Genomic DNA, 19,561 nt, shown 5'->3' with positions numbered 1-19,561 from the left:
ATAAGAAGAGAAATGTTCAGGTGACGAACAGAAATTAAGTGCGTGCGCAGATTATAGCAGGATTATTCATAAAGTCATCCGCTTTTCAGATTATTTTGTTTAACTGCTAATTTCTTCATCAATTTCTAAGACTTAAACAAGAAAAGAAATGTAATTAATTCTCCAGCCGGTCAATTTTCTTTTTACCAAAGCTGTAAATCATCTAAATATTAGGATATTTATCTCGTAATTATTTTTAAAAAATAAAAAAGGCATCCCGAGAGATACCTTTTTAATATTCGATTTACGGCGTTAAACCCGATTATTTCGCTGCGTCACCCCAAGCAGGAACAACTGCTTGCATAAGAGGTTTCAGCATTTTCATTGAACAAGCCAAAACTTGACCATTTTCCATAGAATCGCTACCACCACGCGCATCAACCACAGTACCGCCCGCTTCTTTCACGATTAACTCGCCTGCTGCAATATCCCAAGGTTTCAAGCCAAGCTCGAAGTAACCATCAAGACGACCAGCAGCGACATAAGCCAGATCCAAGGCAGCTGAACCACCACGACGGAATTGTGCACCTGCTTCAGTCACATTGAGCAATGCATCAAAATGATTCTTGGCATAAGAGACTACTTCACCATTACGTTTAGTACGGTAAGCATGACCAACTGCCAGGAAAGTATTGTTCAGACTGTCTTTAACATTTACACGGATACGGCGCTGGTTCAGCATCGCACCACGACCACGGCTCGCAGAGAATAGCTCATCTTTCACAGGGTCATAAATAACACCGTGTTGAGTTACACCTTTGTGCTGAACTGCGATAGAGATACAGAAATGCGGAAAACCGTTGATAAAGTTTAGTGTGCCATCAAGCGGATCGATCACCCAACACCAATCAGCGTCGTGACCTTTACCTTCTTGCAGACCAAATTCTTCACCAAGGAAACTGTGATTTTTATAGCTTTTACGTAGAGTATCGATGGTCAACTGTTCCAGATAACGATCTACACGCGTTACCGGACCATCAATGCCTTTTTCTTCGACTTGCAGATCGAGTTTATGACGATTTTGATGCGCTTTTAAAAGCTCTTGACCAACTAATTGAGCCGCACGCGCAGCCATCACCACCATAGGTTCCATTGAACACCCACTACAAATTTGAAGATACTGATAAAGAATAATGCATAAAAGCCCGCATATTTTAGCAAATATCCGGGCTTTTTGGGAAAAAATGTGTCGAAACTTTTTAAGCGTTTATAACAGAACGCTTTGACCTAGCTTTAACCAGGCCTCATTGATTGATTTTTCAATGCCTTGGCTATCAAGTCCTGCCTGCTGCAACATCTGGCTATGTGTTGCTTGTGCCATAAAGCTATCCGCTAGACCTAGGTTCAGGATTGGTTTAACGATTTGAGCTTCAGCCAGATACTCATTCACAGCACTTCCTGCGCCGCCCATGACTGCATGTTCTTCAACAGTGACAAACAGACTGGTTGAATTGGCCAGCTGGTTTAATATTTTGGTATCCAATGGTTTGATAAAACGCATATTCACTACGCGTACGCCCACATCATGTTTGCTGGCAAATACCTGAGCAGCTTCCACTGCGGCTTGAACCCGACTACCGAATGCCAGAATAGAAACATATTCGTCATACTGTTCGTTCAGACTGAGCAACAATTCTGCCTGACCGATCTGCATCTCGGTCATGGTTTTCTGGATTTCCACACCCAGTCCATTCCCACGCGGATAACGCACTGCTGCCGGACCATGATACAGATAAGCCGTATGCAACATCTGACGGCATTCATTCTCATCTTTTGGTGCCATGATCACCAGATTCGGAATGGTACGCATATAGGCATAATCATAGGCGCCGGCATGCGTTGGACCATCTTCACCAACCAGACCGGCACGATCGATCCCAAACGTCACATCCAGATTTTGCAGTGCCACGTCATGCACCAACTGATCATAACCCCGTTGCAGGAAAGTTGAATAGATTGCGACGACCGGTTTTAAACCTTCACAAGCCATACCTGCTGCCAGCGTCACTGCATGTTGTTCTGCAATGGCCACATCAAAGAAACGTTCAGGGTATTCTTTGGCAAACTGCACCATACCTGAACCTTCACACATCGCCGGAGTAATCGCCAATAGGCGTTTATCCTGTGCTGCTTCATCACATAACCATTGTCCAAATACATCCGAATATTTCGGTGCTGGATTAGCTACTGCAACTGCATTGAGTTTACTAATCGCATGGTATTTAATCTGGTCACATTCTGCTGGTGCAAAGCCCTTACCTTTTTTGGTATAGATATGAATTAGGCGCGGACCTTTACGTTTTTTCAAGGCTTTAAAGACGTGTACCAGTTGTTTGACATCATGGCCATCATAAGGACCAAAATAATCAAAACCAATGGCTTTAAACAGGTTATCTGCGGCATCAGTTGCAGCCTGATGTAAACGAGAGTTATATAGCCATTCCGGATGTGGCTGTACATAAGCCTCACCATCTTCAGTCACGTTGACGAATTCGCCACGTTCCCAGATTGCAGCAAGATGCTTGGCAAAACCACCAGTACTGCAAGAGATCGACATATCATTGTCGTTCAGAATCACCATCAGGTCAGCCTGATGTGCCACAGCATCATTCATCGCTTCAAAAGCCATGCCTGCTGTCATGGCCCCATCACCAATGATTGATACGACTTCACACGGATTGTTCTGATAACGGCGGGCCAAAGCCATGCCAAGGCCAGCAGAAATGGCGGTAGATGAATGTCCTACCCCAAAAGTATCAAATTCAGATTCTTCACGCGCTGGAAATGCGGCCAGACCATCTTTGGCACGGATTGTAGTGAGCTGTTCACGACGTCCAGTCAACGCCTTATGCGGATAAGCCTGATGACCCACATCCCAGATCAGGCGATCATGTGGCGTATTAAAGCAGTAATGTAAAGCGACTGTGAGCTCAATCACACCCAGATTGGCCCCAAAGTGTCCACCACTCTGACCCGCAGCATACAAAATGAATTGACGTAACTCATCTGCCACTTGAGTGAGCTGGCTTTGCTCGAGTGCACGCAGTTGCTCAGGATGATCGATCGCATCAAGCAACGGTGTTACAGGGCGTTGAGTTGGTATTTCTGTATACAGCATATATGGCAAAGCCTTCTAAAGCCTGGCAAAATCTTAAGCTAGGTCAATGGGGAATAACCGATCATATAGTTGAATTGTAGCAGCTTCAATTCAGCTACGCTTCTAGCGATGCAATATTAAACAGCGATCTCGTCGGGGTGAAAAATTTGCAGGCTACGATTATCCTGAATAATCTTACTATTTATCAACTATTATCGTTCGCTTTCTACAAAAAAGAAAATGTTCTTCATAAATTCAGCTGAGCAATTCTACTAATGTTTAAGCATTACGCTATACTTTAGCTACTTTATTAGGATTTTACGGGTTCAGCTGTGCCTATCGAATTTGTCGCAACTTCAAGATTACCGACCGCTCATGGTGAATTTAAAATTACTGTTTTTCAAGACCCTAAAACTGGCGAAGAACATGTCGCTCTTTCTAAAGGCCTCGAAGAACCAAGTGATGAACCTGTGCTGGTCCGTGTACATTCTGAATGTTTAACCGGTGATGCCTTTGCTTCATTAAAATGCGACTGTGGCCCTCAACTCCAGGCAACACAAAAACTGATTAATGAAGTGGGTCGCGGTGTCATTCTTTATTTACGTCAGGAAGGACGCGGAATTGGCCTGACCAATAAAATCCGTGCATATGCCTTGCAAGACCAGGGTCATGATACGGTCGATGCCAATCTGATGCTGAATTTACCGGCAGATGCACGTCAATATGATATGTGCAGCATCATGCTGGATCACCTAGGTGTAAAAGCCGTCCGCCTGATCACCAATAACCCTTTAAAAATTGATGCACTGAAAGAGCAAGGCATTAATGTAGTGGACCGTGTACCACTCACTGTGGGTCTGAATCCATTCAATGAGCAATACCTCAAAACCAAGCATGAGCGTATGGCACATATGTATCAGAAGGAAGATTTTTAAAAGAATCTCCCCCTGCCCCCTCTTTTTCAAAGAGGGGAAATTTCCTTTTATATAAGTATAGGGAAGCCTCCCTTTTTTAAAGGGAGGTTTGGAGGGATTTATAAGATCCTAAGAGGGATTCTTAAATCGTCATTGAGAAAATCCGGTTCTCTGGCATACGACGCTTTAAACGTAAATCAAAAGCCATGCAAATATTGCGTACAAATGGTTTCCCTTTCTCCAAAATCGTGACTGAAGAGTCTTCAATTTTGATTAGCTGATCCTGCTGCATTTCCTCAAGCTGCTTTAGCACTTCATCAATTTCAGCAAACTGTATGTCTCCACTTTCCCATGAAGTAGTAAAACTACACATCAGATTCAGGATATGTTTACGAATGATCAGGTCTTCCTGAGTCAGGATATGCCCTTTTACCACTGGAATCTGATTCCGCTCTAGCAGTTCATAATATTCTTCAATGGTTTTCACATTCTGTGCGAAGCTATACCAGCTATCACTAATCGAAGAGATTCCGAGTCCGATCATCACCTGAGTTTTAGACGCGGTATAACCCATAAAATTGCGGTGCAAAGTTCCGGATTGAAAGGATTGGTACATGCTGTCTTTTTCTAGCGCGAAATGATCCATACCAATTTCATGATAACCATGCGCTAGGAGCTTTTTCTTACCCTCTTCATAACATTGACGCTTGATCTCATCTTTTGGCACATCCGCATCTTTAAAACCGCGCTGGCCATTCCCTTTAATCCAAGGCACATGTGCATAGCTATATAAGGCCAGACGGTCTGGTAACAATGAATTGGTCTGATCAATAGTATTTAAAACATCATCCAGACTTTGAAATGGCAGACCAAAAACCAGATCATGCGAAATCGATTCATAACCAATTTCACGTGCCCATTCAGTCACCTGTTTAACATTTTCATAAGGTTGAATGCGGTGAATGGCTTTTTGTACGGTTTCATTATAATCCTGCACGCCATAACTGACCCGACGAAAGCCCAAGTCATATAAGCCTTGCAAATGCTCACGCGTGGTATTGTTTGGATGACCTTCGAAGCTGAATTCATGTTCTGCTGCAATCTCGGCTTTGGACAAAATACCTTGAATGAGCTGGGTTAAATTTTCAATAGAAAAGAACGTTGGTGTCCCACCGCCGAGATGAATTTCTTTGATGATGGGTTTCTCTTGCAACAGCTCACAATATAACTCCCATTCTTTCAGCACAGCTTGTATATAAGGCAGCTCGACTTCATGACGTTTGGTCACCCGTTTATGACAGCCACAAAAGGTGCATAAGCTTTCACAAAATGGTAGATGGATATACAGGCTAACGCCTTCAGTCGCATTCGACTCCTGAAAAGAACGTTTTAGTGTCTGCTTCCAAAGCTCTAGTGAAAATCCTGACTCTTCCCAATAAGGTACAGTTGGATAACTGGTGTAGCGAGGACCGGGGACATTATATTTTTGAATGAGAGAATTTGCCTGCACAGTCATGAATGCCTACCACCTTATCAGTCAGGTTAATGCGCTGCATAGAGCGCTGTTAGGGTTATTGTGCGGAGCTCAAAAAAAGAATTCAACCTAGTAGTGTGGTCGGATTTGAGCTGAAGCAAATTGCTCTAAAACATTAGATTGAATGTTGTTACAGATGGTGAGCCTCCAGAAAAACACCTTAATTTTTAGGCCATTTTATGCTTTGATGTAAGCAGTCTTTTTATTTCCCTATGAGGGTTCTGATGCAGCATCCTACCTCTGCAGATATTCAACGCGTTCGCGATTTTCTCCTCGACCTGCAAGCCCGGATTTGTGCCGCGCTGGAACAGCAGGAACGTGCCGGTGGCGGTACAGCTGAATTCCTGATTGATGACTGGGAACGTCCTGAAGGTGGCGGTGGCCGTTCACGTGTGCTGCAAAATGGTACGGTGATTGAAAAAGGCGGTGTGATGTTCTCTCACATCAATATTTCCAAACTGCCCGCTTCTGCCACTGAACGCCATCCGAATATAGCCGGAGCTAAAGCTCAAGCCATGGGTGTATCTTTGGTTATCCATCCTAAAAATCCGAACGTCCCGACCTCACATGCCAATGTACGTTTATTTGTAGCGGAAAAAGAAGGTCAGGATCCGATCTGGTGGTTTGGTGGCGGTTTTGACCTCACCCCTTTCTATCCAAATGATGAAGATGTGCTGTCATGGCACCAGACCGCATATGACCTGTGTGCGCCTTTTGGCGAAGAGGTTTATCCAGAACATAAAAAATGGTGTGATGATTATTTCTATCTAAAACACCGTGATGAGCAGCGCGGTGTCGGTGGCCTATTCTTTGATGACCTGAATCAATGGGATTTTGAAACCTGTTTTCAATATATACAGGCTGTAGGCAATGGTTATCTCGAAGCAATTCTGCCAATTTTCCAGCGCAATCAGGACAAGCCATATACTGAAGCACAACGTGATTTCCAGCTGTATCGTCGTGGCCGTTATGTGGAATACAATCTGGTATATGACCGTGGCACACTGTTTGGTCTGCAGACCGGTGGCCGGATTGAATCAATTCTAGTCAGCCTGCCACCTCTTACCGGCTGGTTATACCGTCCAGAATGGGCCGAAGGATCACCAGAAAAACGCTTGACCGATTACTACCTTAAACCATATGACTGGTTAACAGAATTAAAAACAAAATAAAGCAATCAAAATATTTAAATACAAATTGCCCTCAGATCGAGGGCTTTTTTAATGGATAAATCCTCTATACTGCAACTCAGAAAGATATTTCAGGATCTACTCCTTGATCTTAACTCTGATAAAGATAAATTCTGCTAGGTAAAAATAACAATGTTTAAGCTTCACCTTAATCCTGCTACGTTGGCCTTTTGGCTATTTCTGGCGCTTGGTATTAGTGCGATTAGTACCGCTGTTATCAGTCATAACCTGATTTTAGATGTAGTTGCCATTTCTGTGAGTGTCCTCACGATTGCCGGAACCTTATTTAGTATGGCCTTGCTCTTTGTCGAACATATTATTGAGATCTGTAGTTCCTAAACCTTTAATCTTTAGCCTGCTTTTCACTGCTGACAGGCTTTAGCCCTCCTGCATTTTCACGTATATTAATGGCCATTTCCGCACATGGACATGGTGAAATGAGCAAGCAATTTGCCGTCATTGGCAACCCCATCGAACAATCACGCTCTCCTGAACTGCATCAGGCTTTCGCTGCCAAAACCGGGGTCGATCTGACCTATACCAAACGCCTTGCCCCTCTGGATGGTTTCACAGCCAATATCCAGGAATTTTTTGCTCAGGGCGGTATTGGCATGAATGTGACTGTGCCCTTCAAAGAACAGGCCTTTGCCCAGTGCCAGGTCCTTACCGAACGTGCCAAAATCGCCAAAGCCGTGAATACCCTATGGATGAAAGATGGCATTCTGCATGGTGACAATACTGACGGACAAGGCTTAGTCGAGGCTATTCGTGCTCTTGACTGGACTCTGGAAAATACCGACATCCTGATTATTGGTGCTGGTGGCGCGACTCGCGGCGTGATCTATCCATTGCTACAGGCCGGTGTGAAGAAGATTGTTATTGCTAACCGTACCTTGTCACGTGCAGAACAACTGGTTGCCGATGTAAAAGACGCTGTGCCTCAAGCGGAGTTACAAGCGATTGCCTTAACTGATTTAGCCGGTGAGTTTGATATTGTAATTAATGCGACTTCTGCCAGTCTTAGTGGTGATGCGCTGGTACTACCTGAAGCTCTACAGTTTAAACATGCCTATGAAATGGCCTATGGCAAACCGTCCACTTTTCTGGATCAAGCTCAAGCTCGTGGCGTCCCTACCTCTGAAGGTTTCGGCATGCTAGTCGGTCAGGCCATTGAATCTTTTTATATCTGGAACGGAGTAAAACCTGAGTTGAAAGATTTTCTTTAATTCTGAATATTTTTGAGATGAACGGGTTAGCCATTAATCCGTTCGCTCTTTTCCTTTCATTAAAAATAATAAAATTAAATTGGATTTAATGACATGATTTATCCAATGATTAGACCCTAACATTCGTGTACAATTCATACAAAAATACCCCTAGACAATCTCCCTAAATGTTGATTAAAGTCCAGACAGATAAGCATTTTTAAATAGAAGTGCCTTATTTAAAGATGGAGAGTTCCGTTATTTAATCTTTAAACTTGTCTGATCTTCTCGATTCGCTTTTCTGACATTTTTATTTGTTGTCTTTATCAATGTTTTTTTATCCCCAATGTGAATAATCATAGAGTCGATACAGATAATCCAAAACTATTTTAATCAGGATTAAACGCATGCCAGCATATAAAGCTCCTTTACGTGATATTCGCTTCTTAATGAATGAAGTGCTTGATTACCCTGCACATTACCAAAAACTGTCAAATGGCGAATATGCCGATGCAGATACGGTAGACATGATTCTAGAAGGTGCGGCAGATTTCTGTGAAAATGTACTTTCTCCACTGAACCAGACCGGCGATGCAGAAGGCTGTCATTTTGAAAATGGCGAAGTACGCACACCTAAAGGCTTCAAGGAAGCTTATGATCAGTTCGTGCAAGGTGGCTGGCAAGGTCTGTCTTATCCTGAAGAATTTGGCGGTCAAAACCTGCCGATGTCTTTAAACCTGATCAAATCCGAAATGATGGGTACAGCAAACTGGTCTTTCCAGATGTATCCAGGTTTGAGCGTGGGCTGTATCAATACCATCATCCAGTATGGTACTGACGAGCAGAAAAACACCTATCTACCGCATCTGGTTGCAGGTACCTGGTCAGGAACCATGTGTCTGACTGAGCCACAATGTGGTACCGACCTGGGTCAGGTAAAAACTAAAGCAGAACCGCAAGCTGATGGTACTTATGCGATTTCTGGCACTAAAATCTTCATTTCTGCGGGTGAACACGATTTAACTGAAAATATCGTGCACATCGTTTTGGCACGTCTTCCAGATGCGCCACAAGGCACTAAAGGCATTTCCCTGTTCATCGTACCGAAATTTATTGCCACTGAAGATGGCGGTATTGGTGAACGCAATGCGGTGAACTGTGGTTCGATTGAACACAAAATGGGGATCCGTGCCTCTGCAACAGCGGTACTAAACTTTGACAATGCAGTAGGTTATTTAATTGGCGAGCCAAACAAAGGCTTGCATGCCATGTTTACCTTCATGAATACCGCGCGTATTGGTACCGCAATCCAAGGTATCTGTCATGCAGAACTATCGTTCCAGGGCGCATTGCCATATGCCAAAGAACGTATGTCGATGCGTGCCCTGTCTGGTAAAAAAGATCCAGAAAAAGTGGCGGATGCGATTATCCACCATGCTGATGTACGCCGTATGCTGTTGACCCAGAAAGCGATTGCTGAAGGTGGTCGTGCCATGATCTATCATGCTGCACAAATCGCAGATAACATGAATGATGCTCTGCTGCGTGGTGATACTGCTGAATTTGAACAGCAGGATGATCACTTAGGTTTCTATACCCCTATTCTGAAAGGCTTCCTGACTGAAATGGGTTATGAAGCAGCGAACCACGGTATGCAAGTATTTGGTGGTCATGGTTACATCAAAGAATGGGGCATGGAGCAAATCGTTCGTGATTCACGTATCTCTACCCTGTACGAAGGAACGACTGGCGTTCAGGCACTTGACCTGATTGGTCGTAAGGTCCTGCTAACCTCTAAAGGTAAAGTGATTCGTGATTACACCGCTGAAATTCTGAAATTCTGTGGACAGCATGCACGCAATAAATACATGCGCCGTTTTGCCTGGGACCTGACCAAGCTATGTGCACAGTGGAATGCGTTAACTGTACGTATCATGCTGGCAGCACGTAAAGACCGTGACATCGTATCCTCTGCTTCTGTGGACTTCCTGATGTTCTCAGGCTATGTAATGATGGCTTACTTCTGGGCACAACAAGCTGCAGTGGCTTCAGCGAAACTGGTTGCTGGTGATGGTGCAGAAGTTCCAGAGTTCTACAAAGCGAAAATTAAAACTGCTGATTTCTACTTTGAGCGTTTATTGCCACGTGCCCAAGGCCATGCTGAAGCAATGGTGAATCCATCCAAAACCATGACTTCACTGGCAGCAGAACACTTCAGTTTTGATTACTAAGTCAAAAGTTTAGGTTTTAGCTTTAAAAAGAGCGCTACGGCGCTCTTTTTCATATGTCAAAATGATGACTGGATACAAAGAAAAATCTGCTGCGTACACAAACTACACAAATTTATATCTATAATTTTCAGACGTCTATTAAATAATCCATATAATTTACTTGAATATCTATAAATACAGGGTATGATGGCGATAACTAGAAAAATTCTTGTTTTGGTTAGTCTTCTTTTAAGTATCGCAGTTTTAGTCATAAACCTTCGTTTTAAAGATCAATAAGCTCCATCCTTTTTATTTTTCAAAGTTACAGCTAGTCATCTGAAATTTTGACTATAAATCCATAAGATTCAATAGGTTATATTATGTCTAACACAGTTACCGGTACAGTAAAGTGGTTCAACGAAACTAAAGGTTTTGGCTTCATTCAACAAGACAATGGTCCAGATGTTTTCGCTCACTTCAGCGAAATCCAAGGTTCAGGTTTCAAAACTTTAGCTGAAGGCCAAAAGGTTTCTTTCAGCGTAGCTCAAGGCCAAAAAGGTCCTACAGCGACTAACATCACTGCAATCTAATATTGCGAAGATGAAAAAAAGCACTCATTAGAGTGCTTTTTTTGTACCTTAAATTGACTAATTTTAGTTTCCAGATCAATTAATTAAATTTAAAAGATAATTAAATATTCGCTTTTCATTCATCATCTTGTCCTAAATTTCTTCATCTGATTTTAGTCAGGTTAAAACATGAAGAAACTGAGAAGAATTTTGATGATTTTAAAATCAAAAATTGCCCATAAAAATATAGAAGCTTTAATAAAAATTGTTATTTATTAATTACTTATATACGAAATTAAAAGAAATTCTGAAATTTACAAAAGTCTTGTCTACGGCTCCATCTTCCCTACATCACTGACTCCTATGATGAACTCATTGAATAAATATGAGTATGATCATGAAAAAATTAGTTTCTTCTTTAATGATTGGCTTGATCGCAACAACAGCTACCATGTCAGTAATGGCAGCTCCTGGACCGGATCATCGTCATCCAACGCCAGCAGCGCATCATTTTGATAAGAAACCAATGCCGCATAAAGGGGGTTTCCATAAAGCACCTCCTAAAGCGCATTTTAACCAGCATGATCGTCATGATAAGTTTGGCAAGAAAGACCATAAAGGCTTCTTCAACAAAAATCATCACAATGGCCCGCATCACAAGTTGCCACCTAAGTATCGTTAATCCGAATGGCTTAAATGCATAGTGGAGAGAGAAGAAAAAGCCCGATGTAACTCATCGGGCTTTTTCTTTTTAAACTGGATTAATTATTCGGATAGATTAGGCAATTAAAGAAACTCTTCCAGCACAGAGTTTAAAAAGATGTGACCTTGCTCAGTACATGCCAGACGTTCTGCATCTTCTACCATTAATTGACGTTGGCGCAATGAAGTCAGCAATTCATCCAGTGTATCCAGACTATAACCTGTTCGTTCAAGATAAAGCTTCGCTTCCACACCCTCATTTAAACGTAAGGCATTCATCATAAATTCAAACGGCATATCTGCCGCTTCGATGCGCTTAAACTGCAAATGTTCTGCTGGCACTTTGGCTAAATAGTCTTTGGGCAAACGGGTTTTCTGGAAACGGTAAACACCATCCGGTTGAGTCACTTTGCCATGCGCCCCTGCTCCAATGGCCAGATAATCACCAAATTGCCAGTAATTCAGGTTATGTGCCGATGGTAATTCTTTACGCCAGGCAGAGACTTCATAATTGATAAAGCCATTGGCTTTTAAATAAGCCTCGCCCTGTTCCTGAATCTCTTCCAGTACTTCATCGACCGGTAAAATCGGCTGAGTACGGAAAAACACAGTATTCGGCTCAATAGTTAACTGATACCAGGAAATATGCGTAGCACCATTCTCGACTGCCAGTTTCAGGTCATTGAGTGCCTGCTCTAGTGTCTGTTCAGGTAAGCCATGCATCAAATCCACATTAATCCGTTGAAAACCAGCATCACGCGCCAGGCCAATCGCCGAGATCGCATCTTCATTGCTATGGATTCGGCCCAGCTTTTTTAAGTGCTCGGTATTAAAACTTTGCACGCCAATAGAAAGACGATTAATACCAGCTGCTAAATAGCCAGCAAATGGATCATGCTCCACCGTACCTGGATTGGCTTCCAGTGTGATTTCACAATTCTCTTCAAAAGGAATCAGTGCTTTCAGTTCGGTAAACAGCCACTGATAACCTGCAGCAGAGATCAGTGATGGCGTTCCCCCACCGATAAATACACTATGAATCGAACGGCCTTGGGCAAAATCAACCTGAGTTTTAAAGTCCTCTACCAGCACATGCAGATATTCCTGCTCCAGCTCGAGAGACAATTCCCCATCAGGCACGGCATGCGAGTTAAAGTCACAGTACGGACATTTACGTACACACCACGGCATATGGATATACAGGGATAAGGGAATAAGTGCAGGATTCAATTCAGCCAAAGAACTACTCAAAAACAACTACAAGATCTAGCGTAATTTTAACATGACTCGGCAACAACACTGCTAAAATTAAAATCGCCATCACCTAATGCTTAAAAATTTAAATAGAATTAGATAGTTAAAATTATGAAAATATCCTCCCAGCTCCTTATTTTACTGCCTTTGGTCTTTGCAATCGGGGTCTTGCTGACCTTACAGACGGCTATTAATACCCAATTAAAAGAATATTTATATTCTCCTATTCAAGCTGCATTTTTTTCCTTTTTGATTGGTACAATAGTGCTTGCCGGCATCGTGCTGTTTCAGTCACATCCCAAACCAGGCTTACAGGAGCTGATGGCAATTCCCTGGTATCTCTGGTTAGGTGGTTTTTTGGGTGTTTATGCGATCAGCATGAGCATTTATGCTGCACCTAAAATGGGCTTCCTGACACTGACCGGAATGATTATTTTTGGTCAGATGGTGATGTCCATGATCGTCGATCAGTTTGGTCTGCTGGGCAATGAAAAAATGCCGGTGAACTGGCAACGTCTTTTAGGTGGCGTGGTGATTTTTATTGGTGTGCTTCTCACTTTACAACGCTAAACCTTATCTCTAAGCACATGATCACTAATGAGTAATTTTTGTGTCGAATGTTTTGACAGCCACAACCCGTCGTTATGAATTAAAACAGCTGTTCCATCTGATGTTGCCCATTCTGGTCACACAATTCTCCCAGGCAGGTTTGGGCCTGATTGATACCATTATGGCCGGGCGTCTCTCACCAACTGATCTGGCAGCGATTGCGGTTGGTGTCGGCCTCTGGATTCCAGTCATGCTACTGTTTAGTGGCATTATGATTGCTACTACACCTTTGGTAGCGGAAGCGAAAGGCGCACGTACACCTGAGAAAATTGCCACAATTGCGCGGCAATCATTGTGGGTCGCATTCATCCTTGGGGTGATTGCGGGTCTGGTTTTACAAGTTTTGCCCCTCTCTTTACCTTTACTAGGTGTCCCAGAAAGCTTGCAACCTAAGGCTGGTCTGTTCCTACATGCCATCGGCTTTGGTATGCCTGCTGTGACCATGTATGCGGCTTTACGTGGTTATTCTGAAGCCATTGGTTATCCACGTCCGGTCACTGCTATTAGCCTCATGGCGCTACTGCTTTTGGTTCCATTAAACTTCATTTTTATGTATGGAGTTGGCCCTATTCCGGCACTGGGCAGTGCCGGTTGTGGTTTTGCCACAGCAATTCTGCAATGGTTAATGTTACTCAGCTTGGCGCTGTATATTTTTAAAAATCGGGTTTATCAAAGTAGTCAGCCATTTAGTCACTGGGAAAAGCTGAACGGATATTGGCTGAAACGGATTTTAAAGCTGGGCTTTCCGATCGGACTGGCAATTTTCTTTGAAGTGAGTATTTTTAGTACCGCAGCGATAGTCTTGAGCCCATTGGGTGAAACCATTGTGGCCGCTCACCAGATTGCTATTTCTGTTACCTCACAGCTGTTCATGATTCCGATGTCTCTCGCCATTGCACTAACCATTCGGGTGGGAACTTATTATGGTGCACAGAACTGGGATGCCATGCGTAGAGTACAAGGCTTAGGTCTGATGACCGCGACGATTTTGGCTCTGCTCATCATGTTATTACTCTGGGTGTTCCGTAGTGAAATCGTAGCGCTTTATACCTCTGATCCTATGGTGACCCAGATTGCGCTTTATCTGGTGCTCTTTGCAGTGGCCTATCAGCTGATGGATGCCTGGCAGATCAGTGCTGCAGGTTGCTTACGCGGTATGCAGGATACCAAAGGCCCAATGTGGATCACCATGATTGCCTATTGGGTGATTGCCTTCCCGGTGGGGGTTTATTTGTCCCGGTTTGGAGATATGGGGGCGGCAGGCGTCTGGGTCGGACTGATTGTCGGTCTCAGTGTGGCTTGTGTCCTGCTGCTGGCACGGCTTTATGGTAATAATAAACGTTTAAGCCAGCATGCCTAATCCTCTTATTATTTAAAAAGATGCATTGAATTACTGATTTAACGCATCTTTTAATCCCTGTGGAATTTCCGACTCATCCGCCACTTCCTTAATCACCACTTGCCCGACAATGACATCTGTTCCATTAAAGGTCATGGTCGGTGCACCATAAAGTTCATAGCCTTCATTGAGTGCCTTGGTCACACGGGCACAAAAATTCACATCATCTTTACCAGTAAAATATCGATAGACTTTCATTGAAATTTCTTGATCTTGAGATGCGATTATTTTAAGACTTTCATCATGGAAAGGCACTTAAAAATCATGCTTTGCTCTCTCCAGAATAATTAAATAATTGATTTAAAAACTGCCGTACATACGCCGAGTTGGTTTAAAAATTGCATAAATCAAATAAACAATATCAAGCAAATATGAATACTTTGAGAAGCTTTGCAACATAACATCTACAATTAAATATAGGCAATTTATAGTTTGTCACCTATGATCAAATACACCCATAAAAATGGTGATTTTGAGGAATCTCGCATGGCAAAAACGGCTCGAACGCCTGGTCGCCGCTTTATGAAATTGGCTGGAATGACCGCAAGTATTGCAAGTAAAACCCTATCCAATTCGATTAAAAATTTAACTGCGGATGAAGAGCAGAAAAATGCTGCACGCAGTAAATTATTTCAGGATATTGGAGTACAGATTGCTGATACCTTGGGGGAAATGAAAGGTGCGGTGATGAAAGTCGGCCAGATTGCCTCACAATATAAAGATATTTTCCCGCCTGAAGTTGCTCGAGCCATTTCCAAATTGCAGCGTCAGGCTCCACCGATGCCATTTAAAGAGATTCAGTCACAGGTTGAAAAAGAATTAGGTAAATCTTTGCAGGACCTATTCCAGCAGTTTGATGAGCAGCCTTTTGCCGCAGCCTCGATCGGACAGGTGCATAAAGCGACTCTACCCGATGGTCAGCAGGTTGTGGTCAAGGTGCAATATCCGGGAGTGGAAGAAGCCTGTGAAAGTGACCTGAAACAGGTTCGTCTGGCCTTGCGTTTGATGGGTGTACTAAAAATTGACCGCAAATTGCAGGATCAGCTATTCAAGGAAATCCAGCATAGTCTGGACAATGAACTCAATTATGAAATTGAAGCTCAGAATCTGGAAGTGGCACGTGCCTTTCATGAATCGCTCGATCACCAAATTGTGATTCCGAAAGTATTTAGTGAATATTCTTCCCGCCATATTCTGACCCTAAGCTTGGAACAGGGTGAAAGTATGGAAACAGCCAGCCAATGGCCGCTAGAAACCCGTAATGCCCTAGGCCGCCGTTTATTCCGTGCGATTGGTCAGGAAATTTTCTATCTGAAACGTTTCCATTGTGATCCGCATCCAGGGAACTTTGCCTTCCGTGAAGATGGCTCGGTGATTATTTACGATTACGGCGGTGTTAAAACGCTTTCTACCGAGATCATTACTCATTTCAAAGAGTTGATCCATGCAGCCCGTGACAAGGATATTTCGACCATTGAACAGCAACTGGATGCCTTGCATACCCTGACAGAAACCGGAAAATTCCCGGCCGATCTGTATGAACAATGGCTAGAAGTACTGATGCGTCCTTTAACTACCAATTATGATTTTGCTGAAAACTCAGCACATCATGATGGAATGGAATTGCTCAAACCTTCTCTAAAATATTGGGATGTATTCAAACCGTCGCCAGATACCCTGATGGTGAACCGTACTATTTCCGGACAATACTGGAATCTGATTCATTTGAAAGTACATGATGATTTGAGTGATGTATTTGAGGAAATTGTGCCAAGTCGCAGTTAGATTGAAGTAATAAGCTTACAAGCTGTAACCCTACTTCACTTGAAATATCAAATGTTACATTATAACATTACTCTTAAATTACAAGAGGAATATTACGATGCGTCCAGACATTCATCCCGAATATCGAGAAGTCTTATTTCATGACACCAATGCTGATGCCTACTTCGTGATTGGCAGCACCATGACTTCTAGCCAGACCAAGGAATATGAAGGTAAGACCTATCCTTATGTCACCCTGGATATTTCGAGTGCTTCACATCCGTTTTATACCGGTGAGCAACGTCAAACCAGTAATGAAGGTCGCGTAGCGAGCTTTAACAAACGTTTTGCCCGTTTTAAACGTGGTTAAACTTAAAACCTCCAATTTTTCTCTCAATTTAAATCGTGGTTTATGTCAGGAAATTACCTCCAATTTCCTGACTTTTTTATGCCTGCGCTAAAGCCAACTGGGTGAAATAAAAGCCCACACCCAGCATAAATACTCCGACAATCACACTAGAGATCACATAACTGAGGGCAATCGTGACTGCACCCTGCTTAAGCAGCTGAAAAGTTTCTAGGCCAAAACTGGAAAAAGTCGTAAAGCCGCCCAAGATGCCTACCATCAAAAATAGCCGTGCTTCAGTTTGCAGGAAACTGTATTTCTGGCTAAAGGCAAAGAAAATCCCGGCACACAGGCAGCCTATAACATTGATCCACCAGGTCGGCCACGGAAATATCATCTGTGGCTTGGCAATTAACATTCCTGTTCCATAACGCAGTGTTGCCCCGATTGCCCCGCCCATTGCCACCAATAGCCAGTTCATGTCTACACCATCCTTATCCGATCTTAACTTTCGTCAGCCACTATGTGGGACGAGAATAATGAATAACATCATGCACCTAAAATTGCAGAATGAACATGGATCTTTGCCAAAAAATTGGTATATTCGACGCCATTCAAATTGATTTAAGTCTAGAGGGAATCCACATGGCTCAGGAATTACTGGCTCAATTGGCTGCGGGCGAAGCTAAATTTGCAGATGTGATTGCATATATCGATGCGCGCTATGCTCATACACCCACTGCTTTTAAAAATGGTCAACAGGCTAATGCTGCCACTGAAAACCAAGGCAGTGCCAAAGTATTTTCATTTGCCCAACTGAATGGCCTAGATCAGGCACAAACCTTGAGCCTGTTTGCAGAACACTATGCGGCTGTATTGGCAACACCAGAAGCAACGGATCATCAGAATATCCGCCAGTTCATGCAAAATGGCTGGGATGGCATTGCGTTTGAAGGTGAAGCACTGGCTGCCAAATAAGTTATTCTGCCAAATAAAAAACCGCCTATTTCTGGCGGTTTTTTATATCAAAATAACAGAACAAAATGACATTCATATTTAAGATTAAAATTATTTTTTGGAAAAAGTAGTTCACTTTAAAAATGAAAAACTCTGAGGCTACAAATAAATTAAATATCAATAAAGCCTGGTCACCCAGAAGCACTCTAAACGCCCCTTTCAGAAAGCTCTAAGTTTTCCAGTGTTAACCTTTACCTACTTTCTCAATCCACTTGATTGAGCTGACCCGAAACACTTCACAAGCGCCATCACCGGTATCGGTTGGAGTTAAAGAGGATTTCCAGACGAGGTCTTTATCACGTACTTCCACCAGTTCCCCTTGCAAACGCACCAGGTCACCCCGTTTTACCTGTTTAATTGCTTTGGCAATTTGTGGATTGGCAGGGATGATGTGCATATTGGATACCATCTGTTTAGCCTGTTCAATAGGCACTGGCACGCGATCCATTTTCCAGTTCAGGTAACGGTTATACTGGTTGACTGTAATGTGCCGGGCAATTTCAGGTTGTGCAAACAGCCCCCAACTCACCGCATAATCGATCGGAGAGAACTTGGCCTGCTCATCGTCGGTATAAATTTTTGATCCGAGAATGCGGAAATCACCTTTAAACGGCTGCAAGACTGAAATAGATTGGTCTTTAGCCATCGGTGGCAGTCCTTTGGCAACATTATGGTCTACAGAAGTGTGACCATAAAGCGGTAGTAAAAGACTGGCCGCCAAAGCATAGTATCGAAGATGTTTGAACATAATTCTGTCTTTATTCCATCAAATCTTTTCAAGAATATCTTGCTTGATAGTACGATTTTTTTAATGAATAAATAGTTGAAATTAGTAACAAGTTGATCAATTTTGGTGAGCGGAGGGCTTTAGCTAATCTGATTATTTTCGGTTAATCTAAGCCTGTCTAAGAATCATTTGAATGCGACCATGCTGTATAAATTCTATCAACAACATATTTTTCCACATTTGCTAAATCAGGTCATGCAGACCCCATCCCTGATGGATTTACGCCGCGAATTATTATTGCCTATTACAGGTGAAGTCCTGGAAATTGGCTTCGGTACAGGATTAAATCTGCCTTTTTATCAGGCCGTCGATAAAGTCTATGCGCTGGAACCTAACCCGGACATTTTTAAACTAGCTCAGCAGCGTATCAGTCAAAGCCCTTTTGCGGTCGAACAGATTCAGGCCCGTGCAGAAGCCCTGCCTTTTGCAGAGAATAGTTTGGAAAATATCGTATCAACCTGGACCTTATGTAGTATTCCAGATCTGCACCAAAGTCTGCATGAAATTTACTGGGTTCTGAAGCCAGGCGGCCATTTTCATCTGGTTGAGCATGTATTAAACCGAGAGCATCTCAACATTCAGCGCTTACAGCATTTACTCACCCCGATTCAGAAGAAAGTGGCAGATGGCTGTCATCTTAACCGGGATATTGAAACCGCTCTTTTAGAGGCTGGGCGAATTCAAACATGAGGTGCGACAGTTTCAAAAGCCTTATGATAATCAACAAGCTGAGCAAATTTCTCTAATGGTGTAAGCCAATCTAACGCTTTTCTAGGACGAGTATTCAGTGACATGGCGACTTGATTTAAATAATGCTGATCTGCCTGATTTAAATCAATCCCTTTAGGTAAATATTGCCTAATTAAACCATTCATATTTTCGCATGTACCTTTCTGCCATGGCGAATGTGGGTCACAGAAATATA

General features: G+C 42.9%; 20 protein-coding genes and 1 pseudogene. 13 read left to right on the top strand and 8 right to left on the bottom strand.

The features are described from left to right. Positions 1-301: 301 nt before the first annotated feature. Positions 302-1,132, bottom strand: coding sequence for an inositol monophosphatase family protein (locus FTV12_RS08820; RefSeq protein WP_005233698.1), 831 nt, complete (start codon positions 1,130-1,132; stop codon positions 302-304). Positions 1,133-1,246: 114 nt separating this feature from the next. Further along, the gene (gene dxs, locus FTV12_RS08815; protein WP_166135901.1) at positions 1,247-3,157 is read right to left on the bottom strand and encodes a 1-deoxy-D-xylulose-5-phosphate synthase; all 1,911 of its coding nucleotides are present in this window, start codon (positions 3,155-3,157) and stop codon (positions 1,247-1,249) included. Between the two features lie 311 nt (positions 3,158-3,468). Here dxs and ribA point away from each other — a divergent pair, with 311 nt between their 5' ends. Further along, complete coding sequence (gene ribA, locus FTV12_RS08810) at positions 3,469-4,071, top strand: GTP cyclohydrolase II (protein ID WP_004786979.1); 603 nt, start codon at positions 3,469-3,471, stop codon at positions 4,069-4,071. A 121-nt stretch (positions 4,072-4,192) separates the two neighbouring features. Here the strand turns inward: ribA and hemN are convergent, their stop codons facing one another. Next, complete coding sequence (gene hemN / locus FTV12_RS08805; RefSeq protein WP_166135898.1) at positions 4,193-5,566, bottom strand: oxygen-independent coproporphyrinogen III oxidase; 1,374 nt, start codon at positions 5,564-5,566, stop codon at positions 4,193-4,195. A 242-nt stretch (positions 5,567-5,808) separates the two neighbouring features. Between hemN and hemF the strand changes: the two genes are divergently transcribed. The 6 genes from hemF (at position 5,809) to FTV12_RS08775 (ending at position 11,440) form a co-directional block, all read left to right on the top strand. Next, the gene (hemF, locus tag FTV12_RS08800; RefSeq protein ID WP_180033867.1) at positions 5,809-6,756 is read left to right on the top strand and encodes an oxygen-dependent coproporphyrinogen oxidase; all 948 of its coding nucleotides are present in this window, start codon (positions 5,809-5,811) and stop codon (positions 6,754-6,756) included. Positions 6,757-6,906: 150 nt separating this feature from the next. Then, the gene (locus FTV12_RS08795) at positions 6,907-7,113 is read left to right on the top strand and encodes a hypothetical protein (protein WP_004786985.1); all 207 of its coding nucleotides are present in this window, start codon (positions 6,907-6,909) and stop codon (positions 7,111-7,113) included. A 98-nt stretch (positions 7,114-7,211) separates the two neighbouring features. Next, positions 7,212-8,000, top strand: a complete 789-nt coding sequence (aroE, locus tag FTV12_RS08790; protein WP_180033866.1) for a shikimate dehydrogenase — start codon at positions 7,212-7,214, stop codon at positions 7,998-8,000. A 386-nt stretch (positions 8,001-8,386) separates the two neighbouring features. Continuing rightward, complete coding sequence (locus tag FTV12_RS08785; protein ID WP_166135889.1) at positions 8,387-10,210, top strand: acyl-CoA dehydrogenase C-terminal domain-containing protein; 1,824 nt, start codon at positions 8,387-8,389, stop codon at positions 10,208-10,210. A 359-nt stretch (positions 10,211-10,569) separates the two neighbouring features. Further along, positions 10,570-10,779 carry a cold-shock protein gene (locus FTV12_RS08780; RefSeq protein WP_004786992.1) on the top strand — a complete coding sequence of 70 codons (210 nt, stop codon included), beginning with the start codon at positions 10,570-10,572 and terminating at the stop codon, positions 10,777-10,779. Positions 10,780-11,155: 376 nt separating this feature from the next. Then, positions 11,156-11,440 carry a hypothetical protein gene (locus tag FTV12_RS08775; protein WP_159122646.1) on the top strand — a complete coding sequence of 95 codons (285 nt, stop codon included), beginning with the start codon at positions 11,156-11,158 and terminating at the stop codon, positions 11,438-11,440. Between the two features lie 104 nt (positions 11,441-11,544). Here FTV12_RS08775 and hemW read toward each other — a convergent pair whose 3' ends face one another. Next, positions 11,545-12,699: a radical SAM family heme chaperone HemW gene (gene hemW / locus FTV12_RS08770; protein WP_180033865.1), complete on the bottom strand. Its 1,155-nt coding sequence runs from the start codon at positions 12,697-12,699 to the stop codon at positions 11,545-11,547. 126 nt (positions 12,700-12,825) lie between these two features. On the opposite strand from hemW, the gene FTV12_RS08765 reads away from it, so the two are divergent. Both FTV12_RS08765 and FTV12_RS08760 read left to right on the top strand, forming a co-directional pair. Then, positions 12,826-13,284, top strand: coding sequence for a DMT family transporter (locus FTV12_RS08765; RefSeq protein ID WP_004786999.1), 459 nt, complete (start codon positions 12,826-12,828; stop codon positions 13,282-13,284). 40 nt (positions 13,285-13,324) lie between these two features. Further along, entirely contained in the window at positions 13,325-14,683 is a 1,359-nt protein-coding gene (locus FTV12_RS08760) for an MATE family efflux transporter (RefSeq protein WP_180033864.1), read from the top strand. 30 nt (positions 14,684-14,713) lie between these two features. Here FTV12_RS08760 and FTV12_RS08755 read toward each other — a convergent pair whose 3' ends face one another. Further along, entirely contained in the window at positions 14,714-14,920 is a 207-nt protein-coding gene (locus FTV12_RS08755; RefSeq protein WP_034701512.1) for a DUF1737 domain-containing protein, read from the bottom strand. Positions 14,921-15,208: 288 nt separating this feature from the next. On the opposite strand from FTV12_RS08755, the gene FTV12_RS08750 reads away from it, so the two are divergent. Both FTV12_RS08750 and FTV12_RS08745 read left to right on the top strand, forming a co-directional pair. Continuing rightward, complete coding sequence (locus tag FTV12_RS08750) at positions 15,209-16,507, top strand: AarF/ABC1/UbiB kinase family protein (protein WP_004787005.1); 1,299 nt, start codon at positions 15,209-15,211, stop codon at positions 16,505-16,507. Between the two features lie 97 nt (positions 16,508-16,604). Then, on the top strand, positions 16,605-16,856 hold the full coding sequence (locus FTV12_RS08745; RefSeq protein WP_004787006.1) for a type B 50S ribosomal protein L31: 252 nt from the start codon (positions 16,605-16,607) through the stop codon (positions 16,854-16,856). A gap of 76 nt (positions 16,857-16,932) precedes the next feature. Here FTV12_RS08745 and crcB read toward each other — a convergent pair whose 3' ends face one another. Continuing rightward, positions 16,933-17,313: a fluoride efflux transporter CrcB gene (crcB, locus tag FTV12_RS08740; protein ID WP_180033863.1), complete on the bottom strand. Its 381-nt coding sequence runs from the start codon at positions 17,311-17,313 to the stop codon at positions 16,933-16,935. 164 nt (positions 17,314-17,477) lie between these two features. On the opposite strand from crcB, the gene FTV12_RS08735 reads away from it, so the two are divergent. After that, positions 17,478-17,810: a HopJ type III effector protein gene (locus FTV12_RS08735; RefSeq protein WP_180033862.1), complete on the top strand. Its 333-nt coding sequence runs from the start codon at positions 17,478-17,480 to the stop codon at positions 17,808-17,810. Positions 17,811-18,033: 223 nt separating this feature from the next. Here FTV12_RS08735 and FTV12_RS08730 read toward each other — a convergent pair whose 3' ends face one another. Beyond that, positions 18,034-18,597 carry a hypothetical protein gene (locus FTV12_RS08730; RefSeq protein WP_004787012.1) on the bottom strand — a complete coding sequence of 188 codons (564 nt, stop codon included), beginning with the start codon at positions 18,595-18,597 and terminating at the stop codon, positions 18,034-18,036. A gap of 180 nt (positions 18,598-18,777) precedes the next feature. On the opposite strand from FTV12_RS08730, the pseudogene FTV12_RS08725 reads away from it, so the two are divergent. Further along, a pseudogene (locus FTV12_RS08725) lies at positions 18,778-19,311 on the top strand (class I SAM-dependent methyltransferase); the annotation flags it as partial. Positions 19,312-19,316: 5 nt separating this feature from the next. On the opposite strand, the gene FTV12_RS08720 reads toward FTV12_RS08725, so the two are convergent. Further along, positions 19,317-19,561: IS30 family transposase (locus tag FTV12_RS08720; protein WP_180033861.1), on the bottom strand; the 245-nt coding region annotated here is incomplete at its 5' end.

It is taken from the genome of Acinetobacter sp. YH12233, from assembly GCF_013417725.1.
GTDB lineage: Bacteria > Pseudomonadota > Gammaproteobacteria > Pseudomonadales > Moraxellaceae > Acinetobacter.
This window is presented reverse-complemented; position numbering and strand designations above follow the sequence as displayed.